The 14,422-nt window shown below is 77.6% G+C and carries 17 protein-coding genes; 13 read left to right on the top strand and 4 right to left on the bottom strand.

All coding sequences use genetic code 11. From position 1 onward, the window contains the following. The first annotated feature begins 63 nt into the window (after nucleotides 1-63). Both AAHH18_RS11725 and dtd read left to right on the top strand, forming a co-directional pair. The gene (locus tag AAHH18_RS11725; RefSeq protein WP_343301775.1) at nucleotides 64-1,161 is read left to right on the top strand and encodes an asparaginase; all 1,098 of its coding nucleotides are present in this window, start codon (nucleotides 64-66) and stop codon (nucleotides 1,159-1,161) included. Beyond that, nucleotides 1,158-1,601, top strand: coding sequence for a D-aminoacyl-tRNA deacylase (gene dtd, locus AAHH18_RS11720; protein WP_343301756.1), 444 nt, complete (start codon nucleotides 1,158-1,160; stop codon nucleotides 1,599-1,601). The genes AAHH18_RS11725 and dtd overlap by 4 nt, the downstream gene beginning before the upstream one ends. Nucleotides 1,602-1,622: 21 nt before the next feature. Here the strand turns inward: dtd and AAHH18_RS11715 are convergent, their stop codons facing one another. Then, nucleotides 1,623-2,099 (bottom strand): GNAT family N-acetyltransferase, encoded by a 477-nt coding sequence (locus tag AAHH18_RS11715; RefSeq protein ID WP_283321801.1) that lies wholly within the window; start codon nucleotides 2,097-2,099, stop codon nucleotides 1,623-1,625. 77 nt (nucleotides 2,100-2,176) lie between these two features. Further along, nucleotides 2,177-2,359 (bottom strand): hypothetical protein, encoded by a 183-nt coding sequence (locus AAHH18_RS11710; RefSeq protein ID WP_343301755.1) that lies wholly within the window; start codon nucleotides 2,357-2,359, stop codon nucleotides 2,177-2,179. A gap of 65 nt (nucleotides 2,360-2,424) precedes the next feature. Here AAHH18_RS11710 and AAHH18_RS11705 point away from each other — a divergent pair, with 65 nt between their 5' ends. Beyond that, entirely contained in the window at nucleotides 2,425-2,949 is a 525-nt protein-coding gene (locus AAHH18_RS11705; protein WP_343301754.1) for an O-acetyl-ADP-ribose deacetylase, read from the top strand. Nucleotides 2,950-3,014: 65 nt separating this feature from the next. On the opposite strand, the gene AAHH18_RS11700 is transcribed toward AAHH18_RS11705, so the two are convergent. Beyond that, nucleotides 3,015-4,157, bottom strand: a complete 1,143-nt coding sequence (locus tag AAHH18_RS11700) for a pyridoxal phosphate-dependent aminotransferase (RefSeq protein WP_343301753.1) — start codon at nucleotides 4,155-4,157, stop codon at nucleotides 3,015-3,017. A 74-nt stretch (nucleotides 4,158-4,231) separates the two neighbouring features. On the opposite strand from AAHH18_RS11700, the gene AAHH18_RS11695 reads away from it, so the two are divergent. The 9 genes from AAHH18_RS11695 to AAHH18_RS11655 all read left to right on the top strand — a co-directional run bounded on the left by AAHH18_RS11695 (nucleotide 4,232) and on the right by AAHH18_RS11655 (nucleotide 12,189). Continuing rightward, entirely contained in the window at nucleotides 4,232-5,332 is a 1,101-nt protein-coding gene (locus tag AAHH18_RS11695) for a hypothetical protein (RefSeq protein WP_343301752.1), read from the top strand. A gap of 64 nt (nucleotides 5,333-5,396) precedes the next feature. Next, the gene (locus tag AAHH18_RS11690; RefSeq protein WP_343301751.1) at nucleotides 5,397-5,753 is read left to right on the top strand and encodes a TraR/DksA family transcriptional regulator; all 357 of its coding nucleotides are present in this window, start codon (nucleotides 5,397-5,399) and stop codon (nucleotides 5,751-5,753) included. A 292-nt stretch (nucleotides 5,754-6,045) separates the two neighbouring features. Continuing rightward, entirely contained in the window at nucleotides 6,046-6,891 is an 846-nt protein-coding gene (locus tag AAHH18_RS11685) for an SDR family NAD(P)-dependent oxidoreductase (RefSeq protein ID WP_343301750.1), read from the top strand. 10 nt (nucleotides 6,892-6,901) lie between these two features. Further along, a complete protein-coding gene (locus tag AAHH18_RS11680) occupies nucleotides 6,902-7,573 on the top strand; it encodes a TetR/AcrR family transcriptional regulator (protein ID WP_343301749.1) in 672 nt (223 codons plus the stop codon). After that, nucleotides 7,563-8,336, top strand: coding sequence for a hypothetical protein (locus AAHH18_RS11675; RefSeq protein WP_283321793.1), 774 nt, complete (start codon nucleotides 7,563-7,565; stop codon nucleotides 8,334-8,336). The genes AAHH18_RS11680 and AAHH18_RS11675 overlap by 11 nt, the downstream gene beginning before the upstream one ends. A 7-nt stretch (nucleotides 8,337-8,343) precedes the next feature. Then, nucleotides 8,344-9,621 (top strand): aminotransferase class III-fold pyridoxal phosphate-dependent enzyme, encoded by a 1,278-nt coding sequence (locus tag AAHH18_RS11670; protein WP_283321792.1) that lies wholly within the window; start codon nucleotides 8,344-8,346, stop codon nucleotides 9,619-9,621. Nucleotides 9,622-9,728: 107 nt separating this feature from the next. After that, complete coding sequence (locus tag AAHH18_RS11665) at nucleotides 9,729-11,108, top strand: MFS transporter (RefSeq protein WP_343301748.1); 1,380 nt, start codon at nucleotides 9,729-9,731, stop codon at nucleotides 11,106-11,108. A gap of 113 nt (nucleotides 11,109-11,221) precedes the next feature. Continuing rightward, entirely contained in the window at nucleotides 11,222-11,719 is a 498-nt protein-coding gene (locus tag AAHH18_RS11660; protein WP_343301747.1) for a VOC family protein, read from the top strand. Further along, nucleotides 11,716-12,189 (top strand): acyl-CoA thioesterase, encoded by a 474-nt coding sequence (locus tag AAHH18_RS11655; RefSeq protein ID WP_283321789.1) that lies wholly within the window; start codon nucleotides 11,716-11,718, stop codon nucleotides 12,187-12,189. Before AAHH18_RS11660 ends, AAHH18_RS11655 begins: the two co-directional genes overlap by 4 nt. Before the next feature lie 43 nt (nucleotides 12,190-12,232). Here AAHH18_RS11655 and AAHH18_RS11650 read toward each other — a convergent pair whose 3' ends face one another. Further along, on the bottom strand, nucleotides 12,233-13,099 hold the full coding sequence (locus AAHH18_RS11650; RefSeq protein WP_343301746.1) for a Cof-type HAD-IIB family hydrolase: 867 nt from the start codon (nucleotides 13,097-13,099) through the stop codon (nucleotides 12,233-12,235). 177 nt (nucleotides 13,100-13,276) lie between these two features. Here AAHH18_RS11650 and AAHH18_RS11645 point away from each other — a divergent pair. Beyond that, nucleotides 13,277-14,422, top strand: a 1,146-nt coding sequence (locus tag AAHH18_RS11645; RefSeq protein WP_343301745.1) for a methyl-accepting chemotaxis protein, incomplete at its 3' end; no start/stop codon positions are given.

Here is a 14,422-nt window from a genome sequence, read left to right as displayed (position 1 = left end):
GGGGCCCGCCCCGGGGGGCCGCAGCTCGCGGCCCGGCTGCACGACGTCGGCGCCGCCGCGGCCGTGACGGCGGCGCACGCGGCGGCGACCGGTGACGTCGGCACGGCGGCCGTGCCGCTGGCGCGCGTGGTCCGCGGCGACGTCGTCGAGTCGGTGCACACCGGGCACCTCGTGGTGCTGGGTCCCGGCGGCGACGTCCGTCTGGCGCTCGGCGACCCCGACGTCACGGTGCTCGCGCGCTCGTCGCTCAAGCCGCTGCAGGCGGTCGGCATGCTGCGCGCCGGCCTCGACCTGGACGGCCCGCACCTGGCGCTCGCGTGCGCGAGCCACGACGGCACCCCGGAGCACCTGCGGGTGGTGCGGGAGACGCTGCTCGGCGCGGGGCTGGACGAGTCCGCCCTGGACAACACGCCCGACGTGCCGCTGGACCCCGACGCCGCGTTCGCCTGGCGCCGGGACGGCCACGGACCCGAGCCCGTCGCGCAGAACTGCTCCGGCAAGCACGCCGCGATGCTCGCGACCTGCGTGGCGCACGCCGGCGAGCCCGGGTGGGAGCCGGAGCGCTACCGCGAGGCCGACCACCCCGTGCAGGTCGCGTGCCGCGCCGCGGTCGAGGAGCTGACGGGCGTCCAGGCGTGGCACCTGACGGTCGACGGCTGCGGCGCCGCGCTGTTCTCCACGACGCTCACGGGTCTCGCGCGGGCGTTCGCGCGGATCGCGACCGCCCCGGCGGCCGAGCCCGGGTCGCCGCTCGCGCGCGTCGCGACCGCGATGGCCGGGCACCCCGGGCTGGTCGGGGGCGAGCGGCGCGACGTCACGTGGGCGATGCGTGCCGTCCCCGGACTGGTCGCGAAGGACGGCGCGGACGGGGTCTACGCCGCGGCGCTGCCGGACGGCGGGGCGCTCGCGTTCAAGGTCGCCGACGGCAGCGCCCGCCCGCGACCGGCCGTGCTCGCGGCCGCGCTGCGGGTCGCCGGAGCCGAGGCCGTGCCCGGGGTGGACCTCGAGGCGCTCGCCGCCCTGGGCGACGTGCCGGTGCTCGGGCACGGGGAGCCGGTCGGGGTGGTGGTGCCGGCCTTCGGGGCCGCGCCGGCGCCGGCCGTGCCCGCGGTGCCCGCCGACCTCGCCGACCCCGCCGAGTCCGCGGAGGGGACCGCGTGAGGGCGGTCGTCCAGAGGGCGACCCGCGCGTCGGTGACGGTCGCCGGGCAGGTCGTCGGGGCGTTCGACGGTCCCGGCCTGGTGGTGCTGCTCGGCGTCACCCCCGGGGACGGCCCCGCGCAGGTCGCGCACGTCGCGCGCAAGATCGCCGAGCTGCGGATCCTGCGCGACGAGCGCTCCGCCACGGAGGTCGGGGCCCCGGTGCTCGTGGTCAGCCAGTTCACGCTCTACGGCGACACCCGCAAGGGCCGCCGCCCCACGTGGAACGCCGCGGCGCCCGGTCCGGTCGCCGAGCCGCTCGTGGACGCCGTCGTCGCGGACCTGCGGTCGCGGGGGCTGACGGTCGCGACCGGGGTGTTCGGTGCCGACATGGCGGTCGAGCTCGTGAACGACGGACCCGTGACGCTGCTGGTGGAGTCCGCCCCGGACGCGGTGGGCTGAGCGCGGGCCCCGACGGGCGCCTCAGGCCAGGTGGAGCACCAGGCGCTCCTCCGAGCGGCCCGGCGCCTGCGCGTGCCGCTCGCCCGTCCGGACGAAGCCCGCGCGCACCACGAGGTCACCGGCGGCGTGGTTGCCGTCGACGACCCACAGCGACACCGTCGCCGCGCCCTCCGCCCGGGCCGCCTCCCGGACCGCGTCAAGCAGCGCCCAGCCCAGACCCCGCCGCCGGACCTCGGGCGCCACCCACAGCTGCACCACGTGCCGGTCGGACGTCGGCGAGCCGGGCTCCTGGATCATGCCCACGAGGCCGCGCGGCGTGCCGTCGTCGTCGACCACCCATGTCGCCGCACCGCGCAGGCGCATGCGCCAGTGGGTCTCGGCGAACATCTCCTCGCGCGCCAGCGACGACCCGAACACGCCCGGGTCCTCGCGCAGGGCGCGCAGGCGGACGTCGCGGACGACCTCCCAGTCGTCCTCGTCCACCCGCCGCAGCTGCACCCCGCCAGCATGCCGCACGGCCGCGGGGGCGTCACGGCGGGCGCACCGGACGGCCGGGGGCGTGCCCGCGGACGACGTCAGGGGCGGACGGGATCCGTGTCGTCGGGCCCCGGGACCGGCCCGCCGTGGCCCGCCGGGTCGGGGACCGCGCGCGCGACGTCGGCGACCTCCTCCTCCGGGCGGGGCGGAACCGTCTCGTCGACCTCGAGCTCGGGGACGTCGTCCCGGCTGTCGTGGACCGGGTGGCTGGACTCCGTCATCGTGACCTCCTCGCTGTGCCGCTCACGGTAGGCGCACCCGCGGCGGTCCGCGCGACGATGGGGCCATGCGCATCGAGGCCGTGGCCGGGGACATCACCACCGAGGACGTCGACGTCGTCGTCAACGCGGCGAACTCGTCGCTGCTGGGCGGCGGGGGCGTCGACGGGGCGCTGCACGCCGCCGCCGGGCCGGAGCTGCTCGCCGCCTGCCGGGAGCTGCGGCGCACGACGCTTCCGGACGGCCTGCCGACGGGGGACGCCGTCGCGACCGGCGCGGGGCGGCTGCCGGCGCGCTGGGTGGTGCACACCGTCGGGCCGGACGCCCGCGCGGGGCAGCGGGACCCGGCGCTGCTCCGGTCGTGCTTCACGCGGTCGCTCGACGTCGCCGCCGGGCTGGGCGCGCGCTCGGTGGCGTTCCCGGCGGTGAGCGCCGGCGTGTACGGCTGGCCGGCGGACGCGGTGGCGCGGGAGGCGACCCGCGCGGTGCGGGAGTGGGCGGCCGGGCACGACGGCGTGGTCGACCTCGTGCGGTTCGTGCTGTTCTCGCCCGCGGTGCTGGCGGCGTTCGAGGACGCGCTCGCGGAGGCCTGAGCGGGGGTGGCGGGCGGCGCGGAGCGCGGGCGGCGCGGGGCGCGGCCGGGGCCGGGCGCCGCGCGTCAGCCGCGGGCGGGCAGCCGGGACAGCCCGCGGCGCAGGTCGTCCGCCCCGGCCGTGAGCGAGATCCGCACCCAGCCCTCGCCCGCGGCGCCGAACGCCGAACCGGGCGCGACCGCGACGCCCTCGCGCCGCACCAGGTCCTCCGTCCACGCCGCGACGTCGCCGCCGGTCGCGTGGGAGACGTCCGCCCACAGGTACAGCCCGCCGGTCGCGTCCAGCCACGGGATGCCCTGCCCGTCCAGCACGGCGGTCGCCAGCGCGCGGTGCTCCCGGTACGTGCGCCGGGCGTGGTCGACGGCGTCCTGCGGGCCGGTGAGCGCCGCGAGCGCCGCGTACTGCGCGGGGGTGTTCACGCAGGACACCACCGCCTCCTGCACGTGCGGCAGCAGCGGCGCCAGCAGGTCGGGGACCACGAGCGCGCCGACCCGGAACCCGGTCATCGCGTGCGTCTTCGAGAACGTGTGGACGGTCAGCACCCTCCCGTCGGTGTCGAACCGCGCGGCCGGCACGTGCGGGGCGTCCCCGGGGAACGCGGCGTAGCACTCGTCGGACAGCACCCACAGGTCGTGCCGCCGGGCGACGTCCACGAGCTCGGCCAGCAGACCCGCCGGCAGGGTGGTGCCCAGGGGGTTGGACGGCGAGTTGAGCAGCAGCACCCGGGTCCGGTCGGTGACGGCGGCCTCGACGGCCGCCGGGTCCGGCAGGAACCCGTCCTCGGCGCGCAGCACGTACGGCTGCGGCTCGGCCTGGAGCAGCCGGGTCGCCATCGTGAACGGCGGGTAGCCCGGGTCCGGCACCAGGACGCCGTCGCCGGCGCCGACCGTCAGGCTCAGCCCCAGGTGCAGCGCCTGGGCGCCGCCGGCGGTGACCCACACGCTGTCCCGCCGCACCGGGGGGGCGTGCTGGGGGTCCAGCCACGCGGCGAGGGCGTCGCGCAGCGCCGGGACGCCGCCGTTCGGCGTGTACCGGGTGTCGTCGCGGTCCAGGGCGTCGCGCGCGGCGGCGAGCACGTGCGGTGCGGTCGGCAGGTCCGGCTCGCCGACGCAGAGCACGATCGCGTCCGGCACCGTCCACGCCAGCTCCAGGACGCGGCGGATCCCGGAGGCGGGGACGGTGCGGACGTGCGGGGCGGCGACGGGCATGACCGCAGGCTAGGACGCGCGTGTGTCCGGCCGGTGACGCCGCGGGGCCGGACGCCGGCGGGCAGGATGGTCGCGTGAGCAGCCCCGTCACCGCACCGCCCGCCGCGTCCGCACCGCCCGCCGCGTCCGCACCGCCCGCCCCGGGCCGCGGCGCGCTCGTCCTGCTGCTGGTCGCCCTGGGTGCCGGTGCGCTGACGTGGTGGCTGCTGTGGCTCGGCGCCCACGACGCGACGCTCGTGCGGTGGGAGTGCGCCGCCGCGCAGTGCGCCACCGACGACCTCGCCGGGGCGGCGTTCCCGCTGGCGGTCTTCCCGGCCGGCGTCCTCGTGACCACCCTCGCGCCGCTGGCACGCCGGGCGACCCCCGGCCTGGTCGTCGCCCTCGCAGCCGGCGCCCTGGTCGCCGGCTGGACGGGCGCGGTCCGTGACGGCCTGTCCCCGCTGGAGCGTGTGCGCGTCCCCCTGGTCGTGGCCGGCGCCCTGCTGGTCGCGGGCCTCGTGGCGGCCGTGGTCGGCGGGGTGCGCAGCGCGCGCACCTCCGGGGTGGGCCCGCGGCTGCTCGGCCTGACCGGCACGTGGGCGCGGGTGCGTGACTACGAGGACGTGGACCGGACGCGGTGCCGGGCGACGGTGCACTACGCGGACGCCCGGGGGACGCGGTACGCGGTCCGCACGGAGGTGCCGCGGGAGGCGTTCCGGCACGCGCCGCGGGCGTACTACGACCCGCTGCGGCCCGGCGACCCGTCGCGCCTCCGGGTGGCCGTGCCCCCGCAGCCACTCGGCGCGGCCGGGCGCCGGGCCCGGGACGAGGCGGTGCGCGCGCTGCTGCCCCTGCCCGACGACGACCTGCCGGGCGGGGCGCCGGCGACGGCGTCGACGCGGCGGGGCGCGCGGCCGGGTGCGCCGGGCCTGTCCGGGTCGTCCGCTGCGGGCACCGGTCCGGCGTCCGGGGCCGAGATGTCGGGCCCGTCCGGGTCGTCCGGTGCGGGCACCGGCTCGGCGTCCGGCGACGGGATGTCGGGCACGTCCGGGGCGTCCGACGCGTCCCCGGGGGGCGCCGCGGCGCTCGTCGACGAGCTCGAGCGCCTGCACGCGCTCCACGCGTCCGGCGCCCTCACCGATGGGGAGTACGCCGCCGGGAAGGCGCGCGTGCTCGGGGACCGCGGCGGGGCGTGAGGCCCTCACCGGCGGTGCCGTCCGCCCCTGTGGCGGGACGCCGTGGGCGGCGGATACTGGCTGGATGGCGGAGACGCTCGACCGGGACGAGGTCGCGGCGGTGCTGCGGGAGCGCCGGCGCGAGGCGGTCGCGCGCCTGGCGGGGACGGGCGCCGAGCGGGACGCCGTCGTGGCGGCGGCCCGCGAGTCCGTCACCGACGACGAGCACGACCCGGAGGGCTCGACCATCGCGTACGAGCGCCGGATGCTCGACGCGCTGACGCACGACATGCGGGAGCGGATCGCCGACGTGGACGCCGCGCTCGACCGGCTGGAGCGCGGGACGTACGGCACGTGCGAGCGGTGCGGGCAGCCGATCCCGGTCGAGCGGCTGCGCGCCCTCCCGACCGCGCGCACCTGCGTCGCCTGCGCCTCCCGCTGACCTGACCCACCCCACCTCGCCCCCGGCCGCGCCCCGACCCCCCACCCCACCCCGCCCCGACCCGCCCTGCGCTCACCCACCCGCGCGCACCCGCATGGGTGGTCGAGATACCAGGACACGCCGAGCCGGAGGCCCGACCCACGCGCGTGTCCTGGCATCTCGCTGGTGCGCGGGCCTCCTGGTGGGTGCGGGCCCGGTGCTGTCGGCGGGCGCGCCGGCGGGCGTGTTACCAGGACGTAAAGCCTGGTCGGGAGGGCTTCCGCGCGGTCGGGAGCGGGTGCGACAGTCGGCTGTGGGTCGATCGACCCACTTCGTCCCGCCGGTCCGCCGGCACCTCGCCCGGGAGCCCGTCATCGCCACCGCACCCCGCCCCGTCGCCGTCGTCACCGGCGCGTCCTCCGGCATCGGCGAGGAGTTCGCCCGCCGGTTCGCCGCCCGCGGTCACGACGTGGTGCTGGTCGCCCGCCGCGCGGACAGGCTGACCGCGCTCGCGGACCGGCTCGCCGCGGAGCACGGGGCCGCGGCCACGGTGCTGCCGGTCGACCTCGCGGACCCGGGCGGTCCCGCGGAGCTGGTGGCGGGGATGCGCGAGCGCGGCCTGCGCGCCGACGCGCTCGTCAACAGCGCCGGGTTCGGCACCTACGGGCCGTTCGCCGGGGAGGACCCCGCGCGGATCGCCGCGGAGGTCCAGCTCAACGTCGCCGCGCTCACCGTGCTGTCCCGGCTGCTGCTGCCGGACCTCGTCGCGGCGCCGGCCGGCGTCCTCGTGAACGTCGCCAGCACCGCCGCCTACCAGCCCGGTCCGTCCTTCGCGGTGTACGCCGCGACCAAGGCGTACGTGCGGTCGCTGACGGAGGCGATCTGGCAGGAGCACCGCGGCACGCCGCTGCGGGTGCTGTCGCTGGCGCCCGGGCCCACGGAGACCGAGTTCTTCGAGGTCGCCGGCTCCGACCGGTTCCGCATCGGCCAGGTGCTGACCGTCCCGCAGGTGGTCGACGTCGCGTTCCGGGCGCTCGACCGCCGGGACCCGCCGCCGTCCGTCGTCGCCGGCCGCCGCAACGCCGTCACCGCCGCGCTGGCGGGGGCGCTGCCGCGGCGGCTGGTGCTGCGGGTCGCGGGCCGGCTGACGGGGGCGTGACGTGGCGCGGATGGCCGTGGGGGACCGCCGGCGGGCGCTCGTCGACGCCACCGTGCGCGTGATCGCCCGCGACGGCGTGGCGGGCGCCACCACGCGGGCGGTCGTCGCGGAGGCGGGGATGTCCCTGGCGAGCCTGCACTACGCCTTCCCCTCCCGGGACCACCTCCTGGAGGCGGTGGTCGCGGACGTCACCGCCCAGGAGCGCCGCACCGCGGAGGCCGGCCTGCTGCCGCTCGACGACGACGCGGCCGGCACCGGCGCGGGCACGCTGGAGGAGGTCGTCCGCGACGGCCTCGAGCGCTACGTCGGGCTGCTCGTGGCCGACCCGGACCGCGAGCGCGCGCTCCTGGAGCTGGCGCTGTACGCGATGCGCGCCCCCGGGCAGCGCGCCGCCCTGGTCGCGCAGTACGACGTCTACCGGAGCGCCGCCCGGGCCAGCCTCACGGCCGCCGCGCGCGCCACCGGCAGCCGGTGGACCGTGCCGCTCGACGACGCCGCGCGGGCGCTCGTGATGGTGACGGACGGGATCACGACCGCGTGGCTCGCCGACCACGACACCCCCGCCGCGCTGCGGAGCGCGGCGTTCGCCGCCCGGTCGCTGGCGGCGCTGGCCGAGCCCGTCGCCGGCCGCGCCGACCCCGACAGCCCCGACCCCGACCTGGAGGACGCCCGTGCTCACTGAGACCGATCCCCGCGCCGCCGCGTTCGTGAACCTGCACGCGGTCCTGGGCGCGCTGCCCGAGCTGGTCCGCCGGGTGCCCGCCGCGCGCGAGCTGCTGACCGTCGATCCGCGCCCCGTCTCGGTCGTGTTCGCCGTCCGGGGCGGGCCGCGCGCCGCGCTGGCGTTCCGCGACGGCGCCGTCCAGGTGGTGCCGGACCGCACCGTCGGCACGATCCTGCTGCCGTTCGCGTCGCCCGAGGCGTTCAACCGGGTGGTCGCCGGCGAGGCGCAGCCCGTCCCGGTCACCGGCCTGCACCGCATCGGGTTCCTGCTGCGGGTGTTCACCCCGCTGACGGAGCTGCTGGGCCGCTACCTGCGTCCCGCGCCCGAGGACCTCGCGGACCCGGCGTTCCGGGAGACGAGCACCGCCCTCACGCTGCACGTGGCCGTCGCCGCCGCGGCCCAGCTCGCCAACGAGGACCGCGCGGGCCGGTTCAGCGCGCACCACACGGTGGACGGCGACGTGGCCCTCGAGGTCACGGGGTCGCTCGCCTACACCCTGCGGGTCCGCGACCACCGCATGACGTTCGTGCCCGAGCCGTCGCCCCGGCCGCGGGCCGCCCTCACGTTCGCCGACCTCGACACCGCGGGCGCGCTGCTCGCGGGGAAGGTCAGCGCGCTGGCGTGCCTCGGCGACGGGCGGATGGCCATGCGCGGGCACGTCGCGATGGTCGACAACGTCAACCGCATCCTCGACCGCGTCGGTCAGTACCTCGGAGAGTGAGCCCGCGATGACCACCACCACCCCGACCGTCCCGTACACCCACGCCCGCAGCCGCGAGCTGTTCGAGCGGGCCCTGAAGGTCGTGCCGTCCGGCGTCTACGGCCACCAGGGCCCCGCGGAGGGCTGCGCGATCCCGGTGTCCGCCTACCCGCTGTTCTCGCAGCGCGCGGAGGGCACCCGGTTCTGGGACGTCGACGGCAACGAGTACATCGACTACATGTGCGGCTACGGCCCGAACGTGCTCGGCTACGGCGACCCGGACGTCACCGCCGCGGCCGCCGCGCAGCAGCGCCTGGAGGACGTCGTCACCGTCCCGTCGACGGTGATGATCGACTTCGCGGAGCTGCTGGTCGACACGGTGGCCAGCGCGGACTGGGCGTTCTTCGCGAAGAACGGCGGCGACGTCACGACGCTCGCCGTCATGACCGCCCGCGCGGCCACCCGGCGCAAGAAGATCGTGTTCTTCGAGGGCTTCTACCACGGGGTCGCGCCCTGGACGCAGAAGCTCGACTACCCCGGGGTGCTGGAGGAGGACGTCGCGCACAACCTCTACGCGCCGTGGGACGACCTGCCGGCGCTCGAGCGGCTGTTCTCGGAGCACCGCGGGCAGATCGCCGGGCTGATCGCCCAGCCGTACCTGCACGGCAACTTCGCGGACAACCGGCTGCCGTCGCCCGGTTACTGGCAGGCGGTGCGGCGGCTGTGCGACGAGCACGGCGTGGTGCTGATCGTCGACGACGTGCGGGCCGGGTTCCGCCTCGACCTGGCCGGGTCGGACCACCACTTCGGGTTCCGGGCGGACCTCATCTGCTTCTGCAAGGCGCTCGCCAACGGGTACAACGTGTCGGCGCTGTGCGGGACGGACGCGCTCAAGGACGTCGTGAGCTCGCTCACCTACACCGGGTCCTACTGGATGAGCGCCGTCCCGTTCGCCGCGGGCATCGCGACGATCACCAAGCTGCGCGAGCTCGACGCGCCGGCGCTGTTCGACCGGCTCGGCACGGAGCTGACGACCGGCCTCGTGTCCGCCGCCGCCGACCACGGGCTCACGCTGGTGGCCTCGGGCGCGCCGTCGCTGTTCTACCTGCGGCTGGCCGAGGACGACTCGCTGATGCTGCACCAGGAGTGGGTCGCCGAGTGCGTGCGGCGCGGGGTGTACCTCACGTCGCACCACAACCACTTCATCAACGCGGCGCTGACCTCCGCCGACATCGCGCGCACGGTCGAGGTCGCGCACGAGGCGTTCGGGGTGCTGCGGGACCGGCACCCCGGGCTCGGCGGGTAGGCGCGGGTCCCGGGGCGCCGACGGCGACCCGGGCACGCAGGACGGCACGACGGCACCACGACGCCGGCGCACCCGCGCCGGCGGGGCACGGGCGAGAGGTGCAGGCCATGACGACGGACGAGGGGACGGCCGCGGCGCGGACGGCGGCGGGAGCGACCGGGCCGGGCGCCGGGCCCGCGGGGAGCGGGGCGGACGCGGGCGGCGCGACGCCTCCGCCCGTCCCGGCCCGGGTGGCCGTCGGGGCGGCGTACGCGGCGCAGGGCTTCGGCTACGCGACCGTCGTCACCGCGCTGCCGGCGTTCAAGCAGCGGCAGGGGATCGACGACACCGCCGTGTCGCTCGTCGTGCTGCTGGTGTGCGTGGCGGCGGCCGCCGGGTCGGTCGTCGCCGAGAGGCTCGCGACCCGGCGGGGCAGCCGCCGCGCCCTGCTCGCCGGCCTGGGGGTGCAGGCGGTCGCCCTGCCGCTCGTCGCCGGGTCGACGCCGATGGTGCCGTTCGTCGCCGGGTTCGCGGTGTACGGCCTGGGGCTCGGGATGGTGGACGCCGCCGGCGGGATCCAGGGGGTCCTCGTGCAGCGCCGCTACGGCCGCCCGGTGATGTCCGGGTTCTTCGCCTGCTACACGGCCGCGGCCGTGCTGGGGGCGCTCGTCATGTCGGCGCTGGTCGGCGCGGCCGCCGTGCCCGGCGCCGCGGGGGCGCTGGTGGTCGCGGCGGTCGTGCTCGCCGGGGCGCTGCTGCTGGGCCGGCACAGGCTGGTCGGCACCGACCTGGCGCTCGCGGGGGCGCCCGGCGCGGCGGCGACCGCCGGTGCGGGGGACCCCGTCGCCGCGGTGTCCGCGCCCGCGGGCGGGGCCGCCCCCGGCTCGGCCGTGCCCGGCGTCGCCCCCGGCGTGCTGCTGCCGCCCGGCCCGCCCCGGCGCCCGCTCCCGACGCGCGGCATCTGGCTGGTCGGCAGCGTCGTGCTGGCCGCGTTCGTCGCCGACTCGGCGGTGAGCACCTGGAGCACCGTCTACCTGCACGACGTGCTGCTGGCGTCCGCCGCCGTGGCCCCGCTCGGGTACGCCGCGTACCAGGCCGCGATCCTCCTGACCCGCCTGGCGGGAGACCGGCTGGTGACCCGCACGGGCCGCGGGCCGCTGGTCGCGACGACGGCCGTGGCCGCCGCGGTGGGCCTCGTCCTCGTGGCGCTGGTGCCCAGCCCGGTCGCCGCCGTCGCGGGCTTCGCCGTCGTCGGGGTCGGGGTGGGAGCTCTCGTGCCGCTGGCGTTCTCCGCGGCGGGCGACCTCGACCCGGACCGCGTCGACGAGGTCGTCGCCCGCGTGAACGTCTTCAACTACGCCGGCGCGGTGCTCGGGGCGGTGGCGGTGGGGCTGCTCGCCGACGGTCCCGGGCTGGCGCTGGCGTTCCTGCTCCCCGCGGCCCTCGTCGCGCCGGTCGCGGCGACGGCGGGGCGGCTGGCGCCGGGGAGGCTCGCGGCGGCACGGTGACGGAGGGGCGGCGCGGTGACGGCGCGGCGGCGGGCGGTGACGCCGCGGCGGCGGGCGGTGACGCCGCGGGGCCGCCCGGCGCACACTGGGAGCCCGAGTCGAGGAGGCCTCCCGTGGCGACGACCGTGCACCCGTTCCTGTGGTTCGACCGCGAGGCCGAGCAGGCCGCCGCGCTGTACGTGTCGATGATCCCGCGCTCCCGGGTGCTGGGCACCCGCCGGTACCCCGAGGGGTCGCCGGGCGGCGTCGGCGGCTCGGTGATGTCGGTGTCGTTCGAGCTCGACGGCGTGCCCGTGGAGGCCCTCAACGCCGGGCCGCAGTTCCCGTTCACGGAGGCGTTCTCGTTCGTCGTGACGGTGGACGACCAGGCGGAGCTGGACCGCGTCTGGGACGGTCTGCTCGCGGGCGGCGGCGAGCCCTCGCAGTGCGGCTGGCTCAAGGACCGGTTCGGCCTGTCGTGGCAGGTCGTCCCGCGCGCGCTCGACGAGCTCCTGCAGGACCCCGACCCGGACCGCGCCGGCCGCGCGATGCAGGCGATGCTGGGCATGCAGAAGCTCGACGTCGCGGCGCTGAGGGCGGCCGCCGACGGCGGACCTACGCTGACCCGGTGACCGACACCCTCGCCCGCACCTCGCCCGACGGACGGCGCGGACGCGTCACCATGCAGGTCCGCTGGTCCGACGTCGACCTGTTCGCGCACGTCAACAACGCCGCCTACCTGCGGTTCCTCGACGACGCGCGGTTCGCGCTGTTCCCCTCGATGGGCGTCGACCCCGCCGGGCGGCCCACCGACTCGCTGCTGGTGGTGGTCAAGCACGAGATCGAGTACCTCGCGCCGCTGTCCTTCCGGCCGGCGCCCGTCGCGGTGGACGTCTGGGTGCCCCGGATCGGGCGGTCCTCGGTGGACTTCGCCTACGAGGTGCTCGACCCCGACGGCGACGACCCCGTCGTCTACCTGAGCGCCCGCTCCCGCATGGTCCAGCTCGACCGCGGGACCCACGAGCCGCGCGCGTTCACGGCCGGGGAGCGGGCCGTGTTCGAGCAGTACCCGGGCGAGGCGCCGCCGCTGCACCCCTGGTAGCGACCCCCGGTGGCGACCACTCGGTAGCGACCCCTGGTCGCGGTCAGGCCCCGGGCGTCGTGGCGAGCAGCGCCTCCAGCGTGCGGACCACGCCGTGGCGGGCGTTCGACGGCACGACGTACCGCGCCCGGGCCCGCACGTCCGGGTGCGCGTTGTCCATCGCGAACGACCACTGCGCGGCGTCCAGCAGACCCGCGTCGTTCAGGTAGTCCCCGAACGCCATCGTCTGCGCGGCCGTGACGCCGAGCCGTTCCTGGACGCGGCGCAGCGCGTGGCCCTTGTCGGCGTCGGGGTTCATCACGTCGAGCCAGTGCTGACCCGACACGAGCACCCGCAGCCGCGGCTCCAGGTCCGCGAACGCCGGCGCGGTGGCCTCCTCGACCGAGCCGAAGTCGAAGACCGCGATCTTCAGCACCTCGTCGTCGACCGCGGTCAGGTCGTCCACCTGCTCCAGCCACGCGTAGTGCCGCGCGGCGTGCTCGAAGAACGGGCCGTCGCCGCGCTCGACGTACCCGGCGCGCCGGCCGCACAGCACCATGCCGACGTCGCGGCCCGCCGCCGCGAGGTCCCGCACCCGCCCGACGACCCCCGGCACGTCGTGCGCGGGCAGCGGGTCGGTGGACAGCGCCACGTCGCCCTGGCCCACGTACGCCCCGTTCTCGGCGATGCACACCAGGTCACGGCCGTGCTGCCGGAACAGCTCGCGCAGGTTCGCGTACTGGCGTCCGCTGGCCGGGCAGAACGCGATGCCCCGGCGCTCCAGCTCCTCCAGCACCGGCCAGAACGCCTCCGGCACGCGGCCCTGCTCGTCGAGCAGCGACCCGTCCATGTCGGACACCACCAGCCGGATGTCGAGGTCCTGGGGGAGCGCGGGAGGGTCGGTCACGGGCACGGCGGTGGAGGTCGGCACGGGTCCAGTGTCCCAGGGTCGCCCGCGTCGGCCCGCGCCGGCGGCTGCGGGGGCCGGGCGGCGGGTGAGCGGCGGGTGGGCGGGTGTGGCGGACGCCGCTCGCCGGACCGCTCAGACGCCCGCCGCGCGAGCCGATCGGCCGCACGCGGGGGGACGACACGGTGGAGGGTGTGACACATGGCAGCAGCACCGGGGCAGCCGACGTCGGGAACGCGGCGGTGGACGGGGGTCCGGGCGAAGGTCCTGGGCGTCGCGGCGATCGGGGCGGCCACGGCCGTCGCCGCGGGCGTCGCCTCGCAGATGGCGCTCGGCGGCGTGTCCGAGGCGAACGAGCGTCTCGCGGACCTGCAGGAGGTCTCGACCCAGGTCGGCGAGGTCCGCACCATGAACTCGGACGTGTCCGGCTGGCAGGTGGCGTACGCGTGGGACACGCGGCGGATCGGCGGGCCCGAGGCCGTCGCCGACGCCAACCCGAACCGCGCCGGCTACCTGGACTCGGCGCAGAGCCTGCGCGACACGCTCGCGACGGTGGACACCGGCGCTCTCACCCCCGAGGAGCGGTCGACGTTCTCGGACATCGTGTCGCTCTGGGACGACTTCTTCGCGGCGGACGACCGCGTCGTGGAGGCGTACCGCGAGGGCACCCCCGAGTCGCTCGACGCCGGCGACGCGCTCGTCACCGGTGACGCCTACGACGTCTACTACGCGATCGGCGACGCGACCACGTCCCTGCTGGACTCGCTGCGTGACCGGACGGTCACGGCGACGCAGGACGCCGCGTCGACCGCCCGCACCGGGCGCGTCGCGACCGGGGTCGTCATCGCGCTGGGGGTCGCGCTCGCGCTGCTCCTGGGGCTGCGGACCTCCTCGTCGATGGCCCGCGCCGCCGGCCGCGTCCGCGCGACCGCCGAGGCGATGGCCACCGGGGACCTCACCCAGGTGCCCGACGTGCGCACCCGCGACGAGCTCGGCGAGATGGCGTCGGCGCTCGCCACCGCGCAGACCAGCCTGCGGGCGGCGATGGCCGGCGTGGTCGAGACGGCGCACACCGTGGCGTCAGCCGCCGAGGAGCTGTCCGCGGCGTCCGCCGAGGTCGCCGCCGGAACCGACGAGACGTCCGCGCAGGCGGGTGTGGTGGCGGCTGCCGCGGAGCAGGTGTCGCGCAACGTGCAGACGGTCGCGGCGGGTGCCGAGCAGATGGGGGCGAGCATCCGGGAGATCGCGCAGAACGCGTCGCAGGCGGCGCAGGTCGCGGGTCAGGCGACGTCGGCGGCGGCCATGACCAACGAGCAGGTCGCGCGTCTTGGGTCCTCGTCGCAGGAA

The sequence above is a fragment of the Cellulomonas olei genome (assembly GCF_039548315.1).
Classification (GTDB): Bacteria; Actinomycetota; Actinomycetes; order Actinomycetales; family Cellulomonadaceae; genus Cellulomonas.
The sequence above is the reverse complement of the archived record's forward strand: the minus strand, read 5'-3'. Positions and strand labels throughout refer to the sequence as shown.